The sequence below is a fragment of the Ferruginibacter paludis genome, from assembly GCF_030409685.1.
Classification (GTDB): domain Bacteria; phylum Bacteroidota; class Bacteroidia; order Chitinophagales; family Chitinophagaceae; genus Ferruginibacter; species Ferruginibacter paludis.
In genome coordinates this window covers 811,219-830,285 of the sequence record NZ_JAUFQJ010000004.1, presented here as the reverse complement: position 1 = coordinate 830,285, position 19,067 = coordinate 811,219, and the positions used below count along the sequence as shown (strand labels likewise).

The following is a 19,067-nucleotide window of genomic DNA, read 5'->3' as shown; positions in this document are numbered from 1 at the left end:
GAAATATGAGGCAACAAATTGCAAAGGTAGCGCTGCTGGTAAATGATTATGATGAGGCTATCCAATTTTATACACAGCAATTAAACTTTACTGTTGTTGAAGATACTTTCCTTCTTGAGGGTAAGCGTTGGGTGGTGCTGGCTCCTGCGGGAGGAGCCGGGTGTAACCTTTTGCTGGCAAAAGCTGTCGGTATGGAGCAGCAAAAGTCAGTGGGCAACCAGGCTGGCGGCAGAGTCTTTCTTTTCTTATACACGGATGATTTTTGGCGAGATTACCAGGAAATGGTAAAAAAGAAAATTAATTTTGTGCGGCTGCCACTTAAGGAACTTTACGGAACAGTGGCGGTTTTTGAAGATCTGTACGGTAATTTATGGGACCTCATTCAACCGCTCTAACTCTCAGCTCATTACCCAGGCGATGCTGTTGGCATTAAAAAACAGCAGGTGTACTTCCAATTCGACAGGCTCATGTTTTTTTACGCAGCAACGGGCGATACCGCTGTCTCCATTTAATGTAATGGATTCAATTTGCAGATGCTCTATAAAATCAATTTCTCCATCGCCGTACCATTTGTATAATGCTTCCTTTATGCTCCAGGTGGCAGTGAGCAAGCCGTCACGCAATAGTCGGGCAGATCCATTTTCAATAGTTGTAATCATTTCCAGTTCCGTAACAGATAAAAACTTGTGCCTTATTTTTTCTACTTTTTTTGTTACCAGTTCAACATCTACACCCACTCTTAATGTACTGCTAACCATCACGGCTGCATAATCGCCGCAGTGCGAAATGGAAAAATGGTAAGCCTCATTTTCAAGAAATGGTTTACGGGTATCTGCAATGCGGATTAACTCATACGGAAAGTCAGGGTACATTTCTTTCAAAAGGTAGCGGCCAGCTAAATGTTGCAGTTGTTTTCGCGGATGTGTAATCTGTTGTTGCTGGGGAACCAGCCCCAAAAAGAAATCCTTTTCTTCGGCTATATGCCAAACACCTAATTTTGTTGTGGAGTTGATATTTTGTTGATAAACGAGCGGCATAAAAGCGGTTGAATTACCCGATTGGGTTGCGAATATTTTAATTTTACAAAATAACACCTAAACATTTTTATACAACAATTTATTACCACCAATGATCCTGAGCGACACCAGAATTTTAGAAGAGATAGCAAACGGCAGCATAAAAATAGTACCCTACGACCGCGACTGCCTTGGCAGCAACAGTTACGATGTACACCTGGGAAAAAACCTGGCAACTTATGCCGACGAGGAGCTGGACGCAAAAAAACACAATACCATCGTGCATTTTGAAATTCCGGAAGAAGGTATTTTGCTGCTGCCGCATAAGTTTTATCTCGGCGTTACAGAGGAGTATACCGAAACACATGCGCACGTGCCTTTTTTGGAAGGCAAATCTTCTACAGGCCGCCTTGGCATTGATATACACGCCACAGCAGGAAAGGGAGATGTAGGATTTTGTGGCAACTGGACGCTGGAAATATCCGTAAAGCAACCTGTAAGGGTCTATAAAGGCATGCCCATCGGGCAATTGATTTATTTTCCGGTAGATGGTGAAATTGAAATAAAATACAACCAGAAAAAAAATGCCAAATACAGTGGGCAACCTAATAAGCCGGTAGAAAGCATGATGTGGAAAAACCAGTTTTAATTTGAGAAAGGGAAATCGTTTTAAATGGTTCCATATTTTTTATAATAAGCAATCAATAGTCCTGTTACTTCATCATAGCTTAACACACCCGAAGGTTGCTGGTTACTTTGCAAATATTTCCCATACATCCACCGCAATACCGGTTCAAACGGATTTTGATGGCGACGATTAAAACTGCTTAATTCTTTTAAATCAGCTTTTACACCTGGTAATAACTGATGTGCCAATGATTTGGCGGTTGCGCTGTCTACATTATACAGGTTGCGGCCGGCATACAGAAACAAATCCAGGTAGGCCGAATATAAAAAAGCACTGTCTTTTGAGGCAGTTGCTGATAGATACCCTACAAAATTGGCTTCGTTTTCCTTCGCATAGCCAAGCTGGTGGCCAATTTCATGGCAGGCGATGTAGGGCTGCAAAAATTTGGGCACCGTAGTATTTACCTGGGCTTCGGCAGTGAATGGGTTATAGTACCCCGTAAATCCGGCATAATTTCCAAACCATCCCCATAAGGAGATTTTTATATTTTTTGCCCGGTACTGCAGAAAGGGATATTTTTTATAAACTTCTCCATATGCCTGGGCAGCACCCTCAAAAACTGTGTTACTGGTTAAAACAGGTGTGCCGGATCGCAGGGTGGCAGTTTTGCTTTCATTTATTTTCTGCAGCAATGCAGTGTTCAGGTTCCTTAAATCTTCGGTAGAATATTTTGCTACAGTCAGCCCTAGTTGAGACGCAATACCCCGGCGGTTGTAATTGATACCCCAAAAAATATTGAACACGATGTAAATAAGGAGCAAAATCAAAATGGCATTAGAAAATTTCTTCAGCATGAACTGAACCGTAACTTCTTTTTTTACAATGGCTTTTATAGCTCTTACCAATTTATATAACAACCAGGCTCCGGCAGCACCATATAGAAAATCGCCCAGGCTAAAAGGTAACCATCCTGTAAGCGACCTTAAAAAAATGGCTATGTTGGGGTATATTCCGGTCGCATACCAGGTTTCTGACCTGAAAGAACTGGCTGAGAAAAGGCGGATGAAAACAACTATTGTTAGTAATACTATCCATAAAATCCACCTTTTTTTATTTTGCATAAGGCTAAAAATAATGAAAAACAGGCTGCCGCTGAATTTTGGAACAATAATTTGATATTTGTGATTCAAATTAACGTAAAAAACTTACCTTTGCCGTCCTTTAAACCGAAGGTAATGGGAAAAAGAAAGGCAATAGAGATAGCTTTTGTGGGTTTAAAGCCCGGCATTCATGAGTTTACTTACAATGTAGATGACTCTTTTTTTGCCGGAGACGAAGTAAGGGAATTTACCAATTGTACGGCTACGGTAAAATTGCAGCTGGATAAAAAAAGTAGTTTTTTACTGCTGAAATTTGAAGTGGGCGGTGTTGCGGATGTGGTTTGCGACCGTTGCGGTAATCAGCTTAAAAAAGATCTTTGGGATGAATTTAATATGCTGGTGAAAATGGTGGACAACCCGGAGCAGATGAACCAGGAGGAAGAAGATCCCGATGTATTTTATATCTCCAGAACAGAAAGCCATTTATACCTGAACGACTGGATTTATGAATTTGTCAGTTTGAGTGTTCCGGTACAAAAGCTATGCAGCCCGGAAGAATTCGGAGGCCCGAAATGCAATAAGGAAGTGCTGGAAAAATTAAAAGCAATGGAGGCCAGCGAAGATGCCAAAAACGCCAATACCATTTGGAAGGGATTGGAAAAGTTTAAGAAGAATTAAAAAGAGTTTAATAAATAATTTTACAATAACAATTAAAATTTACAGATATGCCAAATCCGAAACGACGCCATTCGCAGCAGCGCAGCGCAAAGAGAAGGACGCATTACAAAGCAAGCGAAACAACGTTGACCGTTGATAAAACTACAGGCGAAACACATGTACGTCACCGTGCACATGTAAGCGAAGGCAAACTATATTACAAAGGACAGGTGGTAGCTGAAAAAGCGCCGCTGAAAGCATAATATTTTTCAAATGCTGAATTCTAAGTTCTACATTCGGTAAACGGATGAAGTACTTAGAATTTTTTATTTAATGAATGTACCATGAATATTGCCCTTGATATGATGGGTGGCGATTATGCACCGCTGGAAGCTGTAAAAGGGATATCACTTTTTTTGTCTGAAGGACATAAAAACATTTCGCTCACACTTATTGGCGACGAAGCCAAATTGAAGGAGCTGCTGACGGCTCATGCCATTCCTTTTGAAAATATTACACTGATGCATGCTTCGCAGGTAATTGAAATGCATGAGCACCCTACCAAAGCACTGCGTGAAAAGAAAGCATCTTCTATATCAATTGGATTTAATTTATTGGCTACTGATAAAACAGATGCCTTTATCAGCGCAGGCAATACCGGCGCTATGATGGTGGGCGCTCTGTTCAGTATTAAAGCAATTGAGGGAGTTAGCCGGCCAACTATCGGGGCCTATATACCAAGAGAGAATGGAACACTTGGCTTGCTGCTGGATGCAGGTATCAATGCGGATTGTAAGCCGGAAAATTTGTCGCAGTTTGCCACATTGGGGTCAATGTATGCCGAGCATATTTTAGGATATACCAACCCCAAAGTAGGGTTGATTAATCTGGGTGAAGAGGAGGGGAAAGGCAATCTGCTGGCCCAGGCCGCATACCCGTTGTTAAAAGAAAATAAGCACATTAATTTTATTGGCAATATTGAAGGCAGGGATGTTTTACTCGACAAAGCAGATGTGATGGTATGCGACGGCTTTACCGGAAATGTAGTGTTAAAGCTGGCAGAAAGTATTTATGATTTAGTTCAACGCAGGGGGATAAAAGATGAACATTTTGACCGCTTTAATTTTGAAATGTATGGAGGTGTACCCGTGCTGGGTGTTGCAAAACCTGTCATAATTGGTCATGGTATTTCAAAAGACCTTGCCTTCAAAAATATGATCAGTATAGCGCAGCAGATGCTGGAAAAAGATTTACTGCAAAAGATGAAAGACGTATTTGTACAACAGGTATAATGTAAAAAATAGTTTAATAAAAGAGGTTGTCATTGACAACCTCTTTTATTTTATCAAGTGTTAAAAACTATAGGCAGCTCTTAGTCCGATGAATGATAAAGTACTTCCATTTTTCGATGCGGCCTGATATTTTAATAATAAATCAAAATTGGGGCTCACATAATAACCAATTCCGGGAGCGTAAGTAAATGCACTGGAACTTGATTCACCTGTCATAGAAACAAATGATACGCCCACCTGAGCACTTCCATAAACACTCTCTGTAAAGTAATACTTACCACCAGCCAGTACCGGAATGATATTTATTGAAGGATATTTAATAGATTCACCCAGCAGTGAAACGGTTTTACCTGAAAAACTAAGATAACCGGCATTTAATGTTAAAGCAAAACTTTCTGTTGCTTTATAATCCCCCTGTATCGAGCCTCCGATACCAAAAGAACTGGTTGTTTTTAAATCGCCTGTTGGTAATCCACCTTCAACTCCAACGCTGAATTTAAATGAATTTGTTTCAGCAGATTCTTTTTGTGCGCTGGCAGTTAAAACACTCAAGGTTAAAATTACCGCACTTAACATTACTTTTTTCATTAAAATGATTTTTAGGGTTAAAAAATTAATAACCCTAAAGTATAGATTAATTCGCAGTATAAAGAAATTATATGTTTTTATTTTAGCATAAAAAATAACCTGCAAAACTTAAATATAAATTAAGCAGGATGATATTTTATATCAGAATTGTATAAAGCAAAAAGCCGGACATTGAAAATGTCCGGCTTGATTTCATTCGCTTTAATCTAGAAACTATACGCCGCCCTTAAGCCAAGAAATGATATGGTGCTGCCGTTTTTGCTGGAACCCTGGTATTTTACCAGCAGGTCAAAATTGGGACTAAGGTTAAAACCAATGCCGGGTGCATAAGTAAATCCATTGGCACTTGAGGCTCCTTTAGCCGAGAAAAATGACCAGCCTGCCTGGGCACTTCCGTAAAGTTTTTCTGTAAAATAAATTTTTGCCCCAGCCAGTACAGGAATTATATTTATTGACTGGACCTTATAATCTCCATAAATAGGCTGCATTGTTATAGGATCATAACTAACCGGTATCGAAATAGTTTTTCCGGAAAAAGTCAGGTAACCTGCACTCAAAGTAACACCTATATTGTCACTCACCTCAAACTCAGCCTGCGCTGAACCGCCAAATCCAAATTTGCTGGTAGTTTTTAAATCACCTATTGGCAGTGCGCCTTCTGCGCCAATGCTAAGTTTTACTGTTTTGTCTTCTGATCCTCTTTGTGCTTTGACAGAGAATACGCCGAGGGTTAAAATTGCTGCGCTCAGGATTAATTTTTTCATTTGTACGCTGGTTTATTTGTTGGGTTAAAAAATGATTGCAAAAGTATCAGGTATTCCTAATAGCGATCTAATTAGTTATAGATTTTTTCAGGTAGTGTAATCAGTTTTAATAAAACTGATCTGTATAAAAAGACCCGGTATCATTGCTACCGGGTCTTGATCAATTTTTTTACTTAAAATATATAGGCTAACCGAAAACCAAGGGCCCCAACTGTACCTAAAGTTTTAGCTCCTGAGTATCCATCATACTTAAAAGTAGCATCAACCGCTTTACCACTTTTGGTATTAAACTCATAACCCAATTGAGGACTATATGCAAAGGCGGTACCTTGGCCATTGTTTAGAAATGCAACACCTGTTTGAAAGGCACCATATATACCTCCCGCTAAAAAGTATTTTACTCCAACTCGTAATGGAAGGAAAGTTTGCCCCTTATTTTTTGTGCCAACCCCATTAGATTTTCCATTGTATGAAATAACTCCAAAAGTGGCAGTACCGTATAAATGTTCTTGTAATAAAACTTCAGCTTGAATCGTACCTCCGATTCCGAACGAATGGGTATTTGAGAAAGCGCCGCTTGCGAAAGATAGTTCAGGACCAAGGCTAACTTTAAATTTTGAATCAGTTTGTGCCATTGTTACAAATGAGGTGCCTAAAGCCACCATCATACATACCATTATTTTTTTCATTGTTTAGTTTTTTGTTATGTAAAGATAAGCCCGTAAAGAGCGTTGGCCAAAGAAGGATATTGTTATTTTTTTATTAATCGGTTGATTGCACTGGTTTGTTCATGAGTATTGCTGAGTAGGGTATGGAGCTTTCATTTACCTGCTTTTAATCTTATGCCATTATCTAAATGATCATCATCGTTACAATTAAAAGAGACTTGTACATGCATGCAAATCTCTTTATTCATTTTTTCTGATTGTTGATTACAGTCTGCCACCACCGATGCAAAATCCCATTTTGATACCGGCGTACCGTTCTTTATTTCGTAACCATCGTTGCTGGTACCTGATGTTGGCGGAACAATTATCTTTCCGATAAAATTATATTCAAGGCCCAAACGAAAATGTTTATACTCGAAACCACCTCTTACCATGCCGCCAAATTTTGTCCTGGAAGCGACAGTAACATCCGTGGTTGTTTGGGTAACCTCTGCGCCGGCAGTTTGATATAAACCGGCACCTGCTCCTAAAAACGGGCGAAAGTCGTTGTTGTTAAAATAAAAATCACCCGTGGTAAGATATGATGCGGCAGCCTTAACAGATGCTGTTGTATTGGCGTCAACGTTTGTAAGATTTGTACCTGACACGGTAGCCGCTATCTCCAGTCATAAACCAAGGCTTAACTGTGGCATTACAGCATATTTGGGTTCTATTGCGAATAAGGCACCACCCTTAGAACCTGTACCTCCCGCCGGTATAGCATAGCCGATAAAAAGTTCTGCTTTAAATGGTTTAAACTAGCCTTCTTCCTGGGCAAATGTTTTTGCACCAAGTGCAAACGTTGAATTAGCTAGCACAAACAATACTTTTTTCATCTTATTTTTTAGGTTAAAAACATACCAGACGATGAAAATCAGGTAAAAGTATCAGGAAATAATTCATTACCAACCGGGTTTATTTATCATGTATCCTTTACCATTAGTTGCCCCTCATAAATATTGAAACTTTTAAAAGTAATGCTGTTATAAATTTTCAAGCATGTCTTTTGTCATAGCCGATAAATCGAAATCTTCTTTCCATCCCCAGTCTTTTCTAGCCACACTGTCATCGATACTTTGCGGCCAGCTGTTGGCAATTTGTTGCCTGTAATCCGGGTTATAGCTAATAGCAAATTCAGGAATATGTTTTTTTATTTCCGCAGCAATTTCTTTTGGTGAAAAACTCATGCCTGAAATATTGTAGGATGTGCGGATCGTTATTTTTTCTGCAGGCGCTTCCATCAGTTCCAGTGTAGCTTTGATGGCGTCGGGCATGTACATCATGGGCAGGTAGGTATCTTCCTGCAAAAAACAGTCGTACTTTTTTTCTTCCAGGGCATCATGAAATATCTCTACCGCGTAGTCCGTAGTGCCACCACCAGGGGCACTTTTATAACTGATCAGGCCGGGATAGCGAATGCTTCTTACGTCAAGCCCCCAACGTTGGTGGTAATAGTTGCACCAGAATTCACCGGCATATTTGCTGATACCATATACGGTAATGGGTTCAATCACTGTTTGCTGCGGACAATTCTTTTTAGGCGAAGTGGGTCCAAAAACAGCGATGGAACTAGGCCAGTACACTTTGTGAATTTTTTCTTCCTTGGCAATGTCCAGCACATTCAACAGGCTTTGCATATTCAAACTCCAGGCAAGGTTAGGGTTTTTTTCACCGGTGGCGGAAAGAATAGCAGCTAATAAATAGATCTGCGTAATATTTTGCCGTATCACCTGCACATGCAGCATCTCCTTGTTCATTACATCCAGGCTTACATACGGGCCGGTTCCTTTCAGCAGTTCATTCTCTTCCCTTAAATCACTGGCTACCACACTGGCGTTGCCATAAATTTTTCTCAATGCCAGTGTAAGTTCAACACCAATTTGTCCGCTGGCACCAATCACCAGTATTTTTTCTTTTACCATATTTTTTTCTTTTAATGATTGATAACCTGAATACGACCAAACGTCATCGGGGCCAATCTGTTTTTCGTGCTGAATGCGGCTTGTTTGTTATGCAAAACAGGGTTAAACGCTGTAAAAGTAATTTGAAAAGTATTAATACTAATTTTGCCACATGGAAAAATATTTAACCGACCTGTTTGCAGGCCAGCAATACGATCAAAATAATTTCTTTTTAATAGCCGGTCCTTGTGTGGTGGAAGATGAAGCACTTGTGATGGAAGTGGCGGATAAAGTTTCAACCATCTGCCGCAGATTGGGCATCCCTTATATTTTCAAGTCATCTTACCGCAAGGCCAACCGTACCAGTGCCAGTTCATTTACAGGTATCGGTGATGAAGCGGCTTTGCAACTGGTGAAAAAGACAGGTGAAAAATTTAATATTCCAACTACCTCAGATATTCATACCGCCCAGGAAGCAGCCATGGCTGCTTCTTATGTTGATATTTTACAGATACCGGCTTTTCTTTGCAGGCAAACAGACCTGTTGATTGCCGCAGGCGAAACCGGGAAAATAGTTAATGTAAAAAAAGGGCAGTTTGTCAATGGCCCTTCTATGAAATTTGCTGTTGAAAAAATCAACAATGCCGGGAATGATAAAGTGGGGCTTATTGAAAGGGGCAACAGTTTTGGTTACCAGGATTTGGTGGTAGACTACCGGAACATTACCTGGATGAAGCAAATCAATGTGCCGGTGATCATGGATTGTACGCACTCCCTGCAACAACCTAATCAAAGTGGTGGCGTAACAGGAGGTAATCCTGAATTAATTGAAACCATTGCCAAAGCGGCCATAGCAACAGGTTCTGATGGATTGTTTATTGAAACACATCCCAATCCCGCAGTAGCAAAAAGCGATGGCGCCAACATGCTGCAATTGGATTTATTGGAACCTTTGCTGGAAAAATTGGTTCGTTTGAGGGCCGCGATTATCTAACCCAATTTTGGCAAGGCATAAAAAAATCCCGATAACATCGGGACGAAAACTTGTAAATTGAAGGTCAGCTGTGGTTTAAATGTAATAGTAACACTATTACAAGTGGATAGGAATTGAAAAAAAAACGGGGTTGTAAATACTTAAACTGTGTATTTATCTTCTCAAAGATAACATTGTGTCATTTACACACATGCCCGCATCCGACATAAAAATAACCGCAAAAGTTTTTTTAAGGCCTGGAATTATTCCTTCCCGGGAAGGGTATTGAACTCCTTTTTGTAAGCAATGGTAAAATTACTGAGGTTCTGAAAGCCCAGCTGCCTGCCGGTTTCCTTTACAGAAAATCTGCGTTTGGTAATCAACAGCCTGGCTTTAAACATCCGGGTTTTTTGATAATAGGCATATGGGTTCAGGCCATACAATTTTTTAAAACTGGCCTTTAATTTTGTTTCACTCATCAAGGCAATTTTTGCGAGGTCGCTGATGGAGGGAGGTGGAGTACTGAGATCGTTTACCAAAACAGCTTCAGCCAGCATCAACTTTTTTATATCAGCTTCTTCAATAGCTTTTTCCGAATTTGAAGGTGTCATTTTTACATACAGGCTTCGCAAAAACTTTTCCAGCAACAGCATCACCCGGTTTTGCAAAACTGTTTTGTACATAGGGTGATCTTCCTGCAAAAAAAATATTTCTTCCATCAGCTCCCGGTATTCAATATTCAGTACTTCAAAAGTGTAAGCTGCTGTTTTTAATGAAAGGTATTGAGTAAAAAAGTAGTCGTTGGTTTTAACACCTGAGAACTGGTTGAACCATTCTTCTGTAAAATAAATATTGATGCACCGGTCTTCCAGCCCGGCATTGGTGGTATATTTTAAGGTAGCCAGCGAATTGGTTAAAAAAGCGCCGGAATAAAATTCATTTTTTTCTTCCAGTGAATCTTCTCCTATTTCAAGGGTAAGTTTTTTCATATTTCTTACCTGGTCAAACCGGATGGTATAGGCTGCAATGGTTGTTTCTTCCCTTGAAAAACATATGTCTGTATTGAGCGTGCATTCGTTGATCAGCACCTGTAAACCATTCGCCATCACCACCACTTTTATGTATCCCGAACCTATTGGGGGGGGTAACCAAATAGTATTATTAATTACGGGCACACCCAAAGCGTCAGCAAGGTTTTGCAGGTACACCACATGATCGTTGTATTTGTAAGAAAACTGGAACAAAAACGCTGTTATTTATGGTGCAATATAACTTTTATTGTAAACCGGCCACTTCGCCCGGCGAAATGCCAAATTGTTTTTTAAATGCCATTATAAAATTGCTTGTATTTTGATAGCCAATTGTGGAAGCGGCTTCATTAACCTTGTATTTGCCACTCATCAATAATTCCCGTGCTTTTTGCATACGCACTTTTTGATAGTAAGCATAAATACTGTCGCCATAAATACCCTTAAAACTTTTTTTAAGTTTGGTAGAACTCATGGATACAAGTTTTGAAAATTCGTCAATTGTCGGTGGCGTTTCACCCAGGTTATTGATGAGTAACTGTTCCACCTTTATCAGGCGCTGTACCTCATCATCGGTGAGGCTAAACCGCCCTTCCAGCAAACTACTTTTGTCGTGTAAACGCGTAAAAAAACGTTCTATCAGCAACGTTACCCTGTTTTGTAAAAAGATATTTTGTAAAGGATCATGCTGCGGTACCTGAAATATATCATCCATCAGCCGCAGGTATTCAGTATCCAAAGATTCTATATCAAAGCTCTCCGTCTTCAGCGAAAGATATTTCTCCAATACCGGTTGTTCCGGTGACAGATCCAGGTATTTCTTGAGCCAGCTTTCGCTGAATAAAATTTTGATGGAGCGGATATGCAGTCCGGCAGGCAGCTCTTCTGTATTCACAAACATGTTGCTTGTTAGCCTCGCTACAGCATGGCGGGTGTTGGTCTTCAGCAATGTTTCGCCGTCAACTTTCAATTTTGCAGTGTTGGTAATATTTACGTCATCAAAATGCAATATAAAAAAGCGGCTGTCAGAATATTCCCTGGAAGTGATCAGGGTTTTATTGAAGGTAACGTCTGCTACCAGCACCTGTAATTCATCAAACAGCTTTAATATTTTAATGCATCCTTTGCCGGCTGATTCAGGTAACTCAACATAATCATCTCCAGTAAAGGCAATGCCAAACTCTGCGGCAAGATCCTTTAACAGCAAGGTATAATCTGTATGATTGATGTTGAAGACAATCATGAAAAAGCAAAGTTTAGACAGTAAAAAAGTGGTTCAGTTATAGATACCTTAAAGGATTTCGCCTGGCATTCAGGATGTACCGTTTTATATTCATCCAGAAAGCAACAAACAAATAGATAATTACCGGTGAGCCCATGGTAAGAAACGAAATATAAATAAAATTTTTACGAATGGTGGATGTAGCAATGCCCATTTTTTCGCCGATGGCGCTGCAAACGCCAAATACCTGCCATTCAATAAATTGTTTAAAACGGTTCATACTGCTAATGTAAAATAATAAAATTAAATAAGCCGGATCAATTTGATGCCTTCGCTTACTGTCTTTTTAGTAATTTTGCACCCATCCGGCAAATCTATCATAGCAAAAACTACACCTTACTATGATAAGGAAACGGTATATTTTAAAATAAATTATAAAATTATCAGCATGGCCTTCGACATTGAAATGATCAAAAAACTGTATGCCAATTTTGGCAGCCGTATTGAAGCAGCCCGTAAAGCGGTTGGCAAACCATTAACACTTACTGAGAAAATATTGTACGCTCATCTTTGGCAGGGCGAAGCCACCACAGCGTACGAGCGGGGAAAGAGTTACGTGGATTTTGCGCCAGACCGTGTGGCAATGCAGGATGCAACAGCCCAGATGGCATTGTTACAGTTTATGCAAAGTGGCAGAGCAACAGTGGCAGTGCCTTCTACAGTACATTGCGATCATTTAATTGAAGCAAAGGAAAACAGTAAAACAGATTTGGACAGGGCCGTGCATGAAAGCAGTGAAGTATATGATTTCCTCGCCTCTGTAAGTAATAAATATGGTATCGGTTTCTGGAAACCCGGTGCAGGTATCATTCACCAGGTGGTATTGGAAAATTATGCCTTTCCTGGTGGAATGATGATTGGGACAGACAGTCATACAGTAAATGCAGGCGGTTTGGGAATGATAGCCATTGGTGTAGGTGGTGCGGATGCCTGTGATGTTATGGCGGGTTTGGCATGGGAATTAAAAATGCCTAAGCTTATTGGTATTAAATTAATCGGCAAGCTGAGTGGCTGGGCGGCTCCCAAAGATGTTATCCTAAAAGTGGCAGGTATATTAACCGTTAAAGGTGGTACCGGCGCTGTGGTGGAATATTTTGGCGAAGGCGCTACCAGCATGAGTTGTACAGGAAAAGGTACCATTTGTAACATGGGTGCTGAAGTGGGTGCTACTACTTCATTGTTTGGATACGACCCAAGCATGAGCCGATATCTGAATGCTACCAACAGGGCCGACATAGCCAGTGCTGCAGATGCCATTGCAGCGCATTTAACGGGTGATGCAGAGGTATATGCTAACCCTGAAGCCTATTTTGACCAGGTAATCGAAATTGATTTGGATACATTGGAACCACACTTAAATGGTCCTTTTACCCCCGATTTAGCTACGCCGATTTCCAAGATGAAAGAAGCCGCTGCAGCGAATGGATGGCCAACAAAAATTGAAGTAGGTTTAATCGGCAGTTGCACCAACTCTTCCTACGAAGACATCAGCCGTGCCGTTAGCCTGGCTAAACAGGTAAGCGAAAAAGGGTTAAAACTGAATTCAGAATTTACTATTACACCCGGCAGTGAGCAGGTGCGTTATACAATTGAAAGAGACGGATTTTTAGGCGTGTTTGATAAAATAGGCGCTACTGTTTTTGCCAACGCCTGCGGTCCATGTATCGGTATGTGGGCAAGGGTAGGAGCAGAGAAGGCAGAAAAAAATACCATCGTGCATTCTTTTAACCGCAACTTTGCAAAACGTGCCGATGGCAACCCCAATACATACGCCTTTGTGGGCAGTCCGGAAATGGTAACCGCAATGGCCATTGCCGGGGACCTTTCTTTTAACCCCCTGACAGATTATTTAACCAATGATAAGGGCGAAAAAGTAAAGCTGGATCCACCGACAGGTTTTGAATTACCCATAAAAGGTTTTGCGGTGGAAGATGCCGGCTACCAGCAGCCTGCTGAAGATGGCAGCGGCGTACAGGTAATTGTTTCTCCAACCAGTAAAAGATTACAGTTGCTTGATCCGTTTGCAGCATGGGAAGGTGTTGATCTGAAAGGACTGAAACTGTTGATTAAAGCCAAAGGAAAATGTACTACCGATCATATCAGTATGGCAGGGCCGTGGTTAAAATTCCGTGGCCATTTGGATAATATCAGCAACAACATGCTGATCGGTGCAGTGAATTTTTTCAACGAAAAAACAGATTCGGTAAAAAACCAGCTTACGGGCGAATATGGACCAGTACCTGCAACACAGCGGGCTTACAAGGCTGCTGGCATAGGAACTATCGTGGTGGGTGACGAAAACTATGGAGAAGGTTCTTCAAGAGAACATGCTGCTATGGAACCCCGTCATTTGGGTGTACGGGCTGTTTTGGTTAAATCATTTGCACGCATACACGAAACGAATTTAAAAAAGCAGGGGATGCTGGCACTAACTTTTGCCAATAAGGAAGACTACGATAAAATACTGGAAGACGATACGATTGATATTGAAGGGCTGACTTCATTTGCACCCAACAAAGCGTTGCACCTGGTTTTGAACCATATTGACGGCACAATAGAAACCATTCTGGTAAATCATACGTACAACGAACAGCAGATTGAATGGTTTGTAGCAGGCGGCGCACTGAACATCATCCGCAGAGATTTTGCAGCGGCTAACGCATAAGTTTTCACACAAAGTGAACTAAGAATTCAAAGGGAACAAAGAATAAATTATAGCTTATTCTTTGTTCCCTTTTTTATGCATTTTCAGCGTTGCGAGCTTTGGATTTTTCCTTTCGTGAAATAATCGTAATGTCAATTATCTTCCTCTTCTTCTTTTTCTTCCAGCCCCTTATAAGTAAATTTTTGTCCGCCAATGGAGGCTTCGTACATAAGGCCGCCTTTTTGTTGCGTAAATACCATCACACCCTCCTGGTATTTTGCATTGGCACTGGCCCCTTCCGTAACTGCCACAGCGCTTGCCTGGGCGGCAAATTTTAATTTATCATTTTTAAATTTATCCAGCGATTCTTCACTTTCAAAAAAGATCACTTCCCGGTACGCCTGTCCGCCAAATTGAAAACCGATGCTTACCTGCACCATATTGGCCGTACCCACCATTTGACCTTTTTCATAGACTACACCATTGCCGGTGGCGCCGCCGATGCCCATACCACCTTTGCCGATGCTCGGGAAAATGGCGTAAGCATAACTGTCTTTAAACAGGCTGTTCATCAGCTTATCTGATTTAATAAAAGCCGCTTTAGCTTCTTTACTGTTGGCAACTAATTTTTCCTGTTTGGTTTGTGCCTGTGCAGTTGTGATTATGCTGCCGGTTGTTGCCATTAAAAGCAAAACCATTATTAACCTGCTGATTTTTTTCATTTCTTGTTAAGTTAAAAATTACGACTGAAGATTGTATGGTGCAAATATAAAAAAGCACTGAATGATTGGGGCAATCATTCAGCGAGATATCATTTTTTTAACTTTTTATGATTTGGAAAACAGGACTTGATGAAATGCAGGGAGGTCAGAAGAGGGGGGTGTGTTATAAACGCATTGCAGTTGTTTCCGAATTTTAACCTGTTATCAGTTTTTAATAAATGCAAGTTTTACCTGTTTGTATACCGGTTTTTTTACCTGCTCACGCAAGCTCTTAAAACTTTCAAACGGGCCTTTGGTGGCGAACAAATTGATAAGCCAGGCCGGTACCGTGCCGCCCGGGTCAACCTGCAATATGTATTCAATTTTTACCTGGTTGTTCGGCAAAGGTTCTATCAGCCATTTGCTGTTGGATTGCGGCACACGGACAATGTTTTTATTTTCGGGCAAATATCTGGGTTGATTATCCGCCACCACCGTAACAGCCCTGGTCCGTTCATCCTGTGTAACTTTCAGCCGGACAATAAAATCACGGTTGCTTACGGGCCATGGTACGGCTATTTCTGAATAATAATATAGTTCATCCGGGGAAGGCTGCTTCAATAATACCGCTCTTTTTGTGGCATACACCCATTCAGCGCTGTTGTTGATGTCCAATAAAACAGCTGTTAATACAGCTGGTGTTGCATCAATAATGCAAACAGTTTTAATTGCTTTAAATGCAGAGTTGTCCATGTTTTTGGTGTAGACTTTTATGCCCTCTTTATCCTGCCTTAATTCCCAGTTATCCTGAGCAAGACTTGTCATAGTAAAACCCACCAAAAAGCATGACAGTATAAAAATAGGCTGCTGATACCGCAATGCCCGGATCAATTTCCCCAAAAAAATATTGTATTGTAACCACATGTAAAAAGTATTGAGTACGCCTGTAAAGTTGAGCAAATAGCAGGCCCGTTTGATTTTTATTATATAGACGGTTGAGCACGGCAGATATTTTATATTTTAAAAACAAATGGCTATTAATGTAAAGTGCATTGTAGAATCAGGGTCTGCAACCCTGATATAGAGATATGTGCAACGGAGCATGCAGAGACTGACTGGCATTTGTAAAACTCAAAGTAAACTGCTTGCAAACAAAAAAAATCTGTTATGAATTTGATGCCCTGTTTGATTATAACTTTGAAGCGAATAATTTAGCAAATTACCCAATTTAGACAGGATTTGCCTAGGTGGAATCCGACCTTTCTTTTAAACAAAAAACTATGTCATACTGCAACGCAATTAATTTAATGAACGGAGAAAGAAAGGCGCTGCATAAGGCGTACCACGATAAATTATATGGCTTTCCCATAAACGACGACAACGAATTATTTTGCCGCCTGGTACTGGAAATAAACCAGGCAGGTTTAAGCTGGGAAACGATTTTAAAGAAGGAAATAACTTTTAGAAAAGCCTATGACAATTTCAATATAAAAAAAGTAGCTGCTTACGAGGATACCGACAGGCAAAGACTTTTAGCCGATCCCGGCATTATCCGGAACCGGCTGAAAGTAAATGCGGCAATAGAAAATGCGAAGGCAATTATTGTGCTGCAAAAAGACTATGGTTCTTTTCAGAAATGGCTTGCATCACATCACCCAAAAACAAAGGAGGAGTGGGTTAAGCTGTTTAAAAAAACATTTCGTTTTACCGGTGGTGAAATTGTAAATGAATTTTTGATGAGCATCGGCTACCTCCCCGGCGCTCACACCGCCGATTGTAAGATTTACAAAGTGATACTAAAGCACAAACCTATGTGGACAAACGGGAAGTAAAACGGGAACAATTTTGAGCAATCAAAAAAATCAGGTGAGAAGAGCTTGGGCAATTTAGGTGGCAACTTAATAAACCGGTTTATGCACCTGCTGTTTCAAATAACAACCGGTATTGGGTTTGGCTTTCCAGCCTTCCATTTCTTTAATTTCAAAAATGGTTTTTCAACCAGGTGCCAGCTGCAAAATGCCAGTATTGTTGTAATACACAAGGCGTAGAAAAATAAAGTCCACGGATTTAGCGAAGTGTAAAAAAAATACACCAACACTTGTTGTACGGGCCAGGCATACAAGTAAACACCGTAAGAAAAATCGCCATAACGGGCAAAATTACCCAATGCAATACGGGGATGAAAGGCGATAAAAAATAACAGGTAAGCTCCTGCAAAAGGCAACACCTCATCAATGCATTTAACCCAGCAAAAAGAGATAACGATAACAATAAATGCGAGTGCAGCAATTAAATTACTTCGTACAATTGAACTTCTGTAATAGTAGCAACATGACCCCGCTAAAAAATAAGTTATAAACCGCGGTAAAAAAAATGGGTTACCAAACCATAAATGTTGCTTATCTGTATAAGGAAAAATATACCCATTCAGCTGAAGTGTAAATACCAGGTACATACAAAGAAACACAAGGAGCAGTCCCCATCCTTTTGTAAATAATCCTGCCAGTGCAAATAAAGGCACTAACAGGTAGCAGGCAAATTCAAACTGTATAGTCCATAAAGAAAGGTTGAGCCCCTTTTCAGGCGATGTTTTAAAAAACGAATACTGATAAGGGTTTTGAAGCGTAAAGAGATGAATGACTTCGTTTCTTTTATGAAGATTGGTTAGGTACTGCCTGTAGTTCATCCAATCAAACAACAATCCCGTTCCGATAAAGCCGGCAATCAATATGCTCAACGTAAAGGCAGTTATAAAGCCAGGATAAATTCTTAATATCCTTTTGGTGAGATAATTAATTGTGGTACCGGATGATTCAAAACTTTTTAAAATCAGGCAGCCGCTAATAATGAAAAAAAAATCAACAGCCATACTGCCGATGCTGATCTGTCCATGACTCCAGACAAGAAATGGTTCTTTGGTTAAAAAACTGACGGTACCATAATACATCACATAACTGTGGCACAATATTACTGAAGCAGCAAGAAAATAGCGGATAAAATCAAAATTATTAGGGAAAATTTTGGGACTGATAAGCAATGATTTACTCATGTGACTGTTTAATAAAAAATTTAATCATTAGTTATACTTAATATTTTTCTCAGTCAAAAATAACCAATATCAGTGAGAATAATTCAGAGCACCTTATCCAATGATACTCCGTAAAATATATGCCTTTCGGTAGCATTGTTGCGATAATCTTTGATCATTCTAACAGTAATTACCTTTGTACTAATCCTGTTTTACCCATACCAAATCAGCAGTTTTATAGCCAAGGGCCTGCGCCTTTTGCAGGTAATCTTTCTTTATATTTTCCGGCATTGTTTTTTCTCTTGAGAGCAGCCACAAATATTTCAGATTTTTGCCCGCCACCAGCGCATACTGATAATTTTCGTCAAGGGCAATTACATTATATGCTGCATAAAAAGGACCGAAGAAAGACACTTTCAAAGCACCTACATCGCTGCTTGCCCTGAATTTAGCTTTGCCCGTTGCTGTTTTATTTTTAGCTTTTGTTGTATCGAAACCGCGGTTCACTACTTTTATTTTTCCATCCGTCCGGAGCGAATATTCGGCAGTTGTATTGATCATATTTTTTTCAAAACGAAAATCCATACGTGCAATTTCATACCATTTACCGAGGTACTTGTCTTTATTAAAATGCTGAACGGGCTGGGCACCTTTGGGTATTGTTGAACAACTAAACATGGATGGTACTATTAAAATTAGAGATGCAAAAAGACATATTTTGTGATGCATATTGATTGTTTAGACAGGTATAACACATT

The 19,067-nt window shown here is 40.2% G+C and carries 22 protein-coding genes; 8 read left to right on the top strand and 14 right to left on the bottom strand.

Translation table 11 applies throughout. The features are described from left to right. Window positions 1-5 precede the first annotated feature (5 nt). Window positions 6-395, top strand: a complete 390-nt coding sequence (locus QWZ08_RS09110; protein WP_290337083.1) for a VOC family protein — start codon at window positions 6-8, stop codon at window positions 393-395. Between the two features lie 3 nt (window positions 396-398). Here the strand turns inward: QWZ08_RS09110 and QWZ08_RS09105 are convergent, their stop codons facing one another. After that, window positions 399-1,094, bottom strand: a complete 696-nt coding sequence (locus tag QWZ08_RS09105) for a 4'-phosphopantetheinyl transferase family protein (RefSeq protein WP_290337082.1) — start codon at window positions 1,092-1,094, stop codon at window positions 399-401. 34 nt (window positions 1,095-1,128) lie between these two features. Here QWZ08_RS09105 and dcd point away from each other — a divergent pair, with 34 nt between their 5' ends. Next, a complete protein-coding gene (gene dcd / locus QWZ08_RS09100; protein WP_290337081.1) occupies window positions 1,129-1,665 on the top strand; it encodes a dCTP deaminase in 537 nt (178 codons plus the stop codon). 20 nt (window positions 1,666-1,685) lie between these two features. On the opposite strand, the gene QWZ08_RS09095 is transcribed toward dcd, so the two are convergent. Next, a complete protein-coding gene (locus QWZ08_RS09095) occupies window positions 1,686-2,765 on the bottom strand; it encodes a DUF3810 domain-containing protein (protein ID WP_290337080.1) in 1,080 nt (359 codons plus the stop codon). Between the two features lie 114 nt (window positions 2,766-2,879). Here QWZ08_RS09095 and QWZ08_RS09090 point away from each other — a divergent pair, with 114 nt between their 5' ends. From QWZ08_RS09090 to plsX, 3 genes are all read left to right on the top strand, one after another. Beyond that, entirely contained in the window at window positions 2,880-3,422 is a 543-nt protein-coding gene (locus QWZ08_RS09090) for a YceD family protein (protein ID WP_290337079.1), read from the top strand. 47 nt (window positions 3,423-3,469) lie between these two features. Continuing rightward, window positions 3,470-3,664, top strand: coding sequence for a 50S ribosomal protein L32 (rpmF, locus tag QWZ08_RS09085; RefSeq protein WP_290337078.1), 195 nt, complete (start codon window positions 3,470-3,472; stop codon window positions 3,662-3,664). A gap of 81 nt (window positions 3,665-3,745) precedes the next feature. Then, window positions 3,746-4,693 carry a phosphate acyltransferase PlsX gene (gene plsX, locus QWZ08_RS09080; protein WP_290337077.1) on the top strand — a complete coding sequence of 316 codons (948 nt, stop codon included), beginning with the start codon at window positions 3,746-3,748 and terminating at the stop codon, window positions 4,691-4,693. A 60-nt stretch (window positions 4,694-4,753) separates the two neighbouring features. Here plsX and QWZ08_RS09075 read toward each other — a convergent pair whose 3' ends face one another. From QWZ08_RS09075 to QWZ08_RS09055, 5 genes are all read right to left on the bottom strand, one after another. Beyond that, a complete protein-coding gene (locus tag QWZ08_RS09075) occupies window positions 4,754-5,281 on the bottom strand; it encodes an outer membrane beta-barrel protein (RefSeq protein ID WP_290337076.1) in 528 nt (175 codons plus the stop codon). A 206-nt stretch (window positions 5,282-5,487) separates the two neighbouring features. Further along, window positions 5,488-6,045 carry an outer membrane beta-barrel protein gene (locus QWZ08_RS09070; RefSeq protein WP_290337075.1) on the bottom strand — a complete coding sequence of 186 codons (558 nt, stop codon included), beginning with the start codon at window positions 6,043-6,045 and terminating at the stop codon, window positions 5,488-5,490. A 173-nt stretch (window positions 6,046-6,218) separates the two neighbouring features. After that, complete coding sequence (locus QWZ08_RS09065) at window positions 6,219-6,734, bottom strand: hypothetical protein (RefSeq protein ID WP_290337074.1); 516 nt, start codon at window positions 6,732-6,734, stop codon at window positions 6,219-6,221. Window positions 6,735-6,865: 131 nt separating this feature from the next. After that, complete coding sequence (locus QWZ08_RS09060; RefSeq protein WP_290337073.1) at window positions 6,866-7,360, bottom strand: hypothetical protein; 495 nt, start codon at window positions 7,358-7,360, stop codon at window positions 6,866-6,868. Between the two features lie 375 nt (window positions 7,361-7,735). Further along, the gene (locus tag QWZ08_RS09055) at window positions 7,736-8,674 is read right to left on the bottom strand and encodes an NAD-dependent epimerase/dehydratase family protein (RefSeq protein ID WP_290337072.1); all 939 of its coding nucleotides are present in this window, start codon (window positions 8,672-8,674) and stop codon (window positions 7,736-7,738) included. A 151-nt stretch (window positions 8,675-8,825) separates the two neighbouring features. Here QWZ08_RS09055 and kdsA point away from each other — a divergent pair, with 151 nt between their 5' ends. Further along, entirely contained in the window at window positions 8,826-9,647 is an 822-nt protein-coding gene (kdsA, locus tag QWZ08_RS09050; protein ID WP_290337071.1) for a 3-deoxy-8-phosphooctulonate synthase, read from the top strand. A 242-nt stretch (window positions 9,648-9,889) separates the two neighbouring features. Here the strand turns inward: kdsA and QWZ08_RS09045 are convergent, their stop codons facing one another. The 3 genes from QWZ08_RS09045 to QWZ08_RS09035 are packed head-to-tail and all read right to left on the bottom strand — an operon-like array spanning window position 9,890 to window position 12,156. Beyond that, window positions 9,890-10,870 carry a helix-turn-helix transcriptional regulator gene (locus tag QWZ08_RS09045; RefSeq protein ID WP_290337070.1) on the bottom strand — a complete coding sequence of 327 codons (981 nt, stop codon included), beginning with the start codon at window positions 10,868-10,870 and terminating at the stop codon, window positions 9,890-9,892. A 31-nt stretch (window positions 10,871-10,901) separates the two neighbouring features. Then, the gene (locus tag QWZ08_RS09040) at window positions 10,902-11,897 is read right to left on the bottom strand and encodes a helix-turn-helix domain-containing protein (protein ID WP_290337069.1); all 996 of its coding nucleotides are present in this window, start codon (window positions 11,895-11,897) and stop codon (window positions 10,902-10,904) included. A 37-nt stretch (window positions 11,898-11,934) separates the two neighbouring features. Then, entirely contained in the window at window positions 11,935-12,156 is a 222-nt protein-coding gene (locus QWZ08_RS09035) for a PspC domain-containing protein (RefSeq protein WP_290337068.1), read from the bottom strand. Window positions 12,157-12,201: 45 nt separating this feature from the next. Here QWZ08_RS09035 and QWZ08_RS09030 point away from each other — a divergent pair, with 45 nt between their 5' ends. Further along, window positions 12,202-14,601 carry an aconitate hydratase gene (locus QWZ08_RS09030; RefSeq protein WP_290337067.1) on the top strand — a complete coding sequence of 800 codons (2,400 nt, stop codon included), beginning with the start codon at window positions 12,202-12,204 and terminating at the stop codon, window positions 14,599-14,601. Between the two features lie 131 nt (window positions 14,602-14,732). Here the strand turns inward: QWZ08_RS09030 and QWZ08_RS09025 are convergent, their stop codons facing one another. Then, window positions 14,733-15,302: a lipid-binding SYLF domain-containing protein gene (locus QWZ08_RS09025; protein ID WP_290337066.1), complete on the bottom strand. Its 570-nt coding sequence runs from the start codon at window positions 15,300-15,302 to the stop codon at window positions 14,733-14,735. Between the two features lie 204 nt (window positions 15,303-15,506). Beyond that, on the bottom strand, window positions 15,507-16,106 hold the full coding sequence (locus QWZ08_RS09020) for an START domain-containing protein (RefSeq protein WP_290337065.1): 600 nt from the start codon (window positions 16,104-16,106) through the stop codon (window positions 15,507-15,509). 455 nt (window positions 16,107-16,561) lie between these two features. On the opposite strand from QWZ08_RS09020, the gene QWZ08_RS09015 reads away from it, so the two are divergent. Continuing rightward, window positions 16,562-17,113 (top strand): DNA-3-methyladenine glycosylase I, encoded by a 552-nt coding sequence (locus QWZ08_RS09015; RefSeq protein ID WP_290337064.1) that lies wholly within the window; start codon window positions 16,562-16,564, stop codon window positions 17,111-17,113. A 95-nt stretch (window positions 17,114-17,208) separates the two neighbouring features. Here the strand turns inward: QWZ08_RS09015 and QWZ08_RS09010 are convergent, their stop codons facing one another. Next, a complete protein-coding gene (locus QWZ08_RS09010; RefSeq protein WP_290337063.1) occupies window positions 17,209-18,330 on the bottom strand; it encodes an acyltransferase family protein in 1,122 nt (373 codons plus the stop codon). Window positions 18,331-18,510: 180 nt separating this feature from the next. Continuing rightward, the gene (locus QWZ08_RS09005; RefSeq protein WP_290337062.1) at window positions 18,511-19,038 is read right to left on the bottom strand and encodes a lipocalin family protein; all 528 of its coding nucleotides are present in this window, start codon (window positions 19,036-19,038) and stop codon (window positions 18,511-18,513) included. Window positions 19,039-19,067 lie beyond the last annotated feature (29 nt).

Bases quoted from the DNA above. Each gene is read 5' to 3' on its own strand.
- QWZ08_RS09110 (WP_290337083.1), top strand. From the start codon at position 6: ATGAGGCAACAAATTGCAAAGGTAGCGCTGCTGGTAAATGATTATGAT.
- dcd (WP_290337081.1), top strand. From the start codon at position 1,129: ATGATCCTGAGCGACACCAGAATTTTAGAAGAGATAGCAAACGGCAGC.
- QWZ08_RS09095 (WP_290337080.1), bottom strand. From the start codon at position 2,765: ATGCAAAATAAAAAAAGGTGGATTTTATGGATAGTATTACTAACAATA.
- QWZ08_RS09090 (WP_290337079.1), top strand. From the start codon at position 2,880: ATGGGAAAAAGAAAGGCAATAGAGATAGCTTTTGTGGGTTTAAAGCCC.
- rpmF (WP_290337078.1), top strand. From the start codon at position 3,470: ATGCCAAATCCGAAACGACGCCATTCGCAGCAGCGCAGCGCAAAGAGA.
- plsX (WP_290337077.1), top strand. From the start codon at position 3,746: ATGAATATTGCCCTTGATATGATGGGTGGCGATTATGCACCGCTGGAA.
- QWZ08_RS09075 (WP_290337076.1), bottom strand. From the start codon at position 5,281: ATGAAAAAAGTAATGTTAAGTGCGGTAATTTTAACCTTGAGTGTTTTA.
- QWZ08_RS09070 (WP_290337075.1), bottom strand. From the start codon at position 6,045: ATGAAAAAATTAATCCTGAGCGCAGCAATTTTAACCCTCGGCGTATTC.
- QWZ08_RS09065 (WP_290337074.1), bottom strand. From the start codon at position 6,734: ATGAAAAAAATAATGGTATGTATGATGGTGGCTTTAGGCACCTCATTT.
- QWZ08_RS09055 (WP_290337072.1), bottom strand. From the start codon at position 8,674: ATGGTAAAAGAAAAAATACTGGTGATTGGTGCCAGCGGACAAATTGGT.
- kdsA (WP_290337071.1), top strand. From the start codon at position 8,826: ATGGAAAAATATTTAACCGACCTGTTTGCAGGCCAGCAATACGATCAA.
- QWZ08_RS09040 (WP_290337069.1), bottom strand. From the start codon at position 11,897: ATGATTGTCTTCAACATCAATCATACAGATTATACCTTGCTGTTAAAG.
- QWZ08_RS09035 (WP_290337068.1), bottom strand. From the start codon at position 12,156: ATGAACCGTTTTAAACAATTTATTGAATGGCAGGTATTTGGCGTTTGC.
- QWZ08_RS09030 (WP_290337067.1), top strand. From the start codon at position 12,202: ATGCCTTCGCTTACTGTCTTTTTAGTAATTTTGCACCCATCCGGCAAA.
- QWZ08_RS09025 (WP_290337066.1), bottom strand. From the start codon at position 15,302: ATGAAAAAAATCAGCAGGTTAATAATGGTTTTGCTTTTAATGGCAACA.
- QWZ08_RS09020 (WP_290337065.1), bottom strand. From the start codon at position 16,106: ATGACAAGTCTTGCTCAGGATAACTGGGAATTAAGGCAGGATAAAGAG.
- QWZ08_RS09015 (WP_290337064.1), top strand. From the start codon at position 16,562: ATGTCATACTGCAACGCAATTAATTTAATGAACGGAGAAAGAAAGGCG.
- QWZ08_RS09010 (WP_290337063.1), bottom strand. From the start codon at position 18,330: ATGAGTAAATCATTGCTTATCAGTCCCAAAATTTTCCCTAATAATTTT.
- QWZ08_RS09005 (WP_290337062.1), bottom strand. From the start codon at position 19,038: ATGCATCACAAAATATGTCTTTTTGCATCTCTAATTTTAATAGTACCA.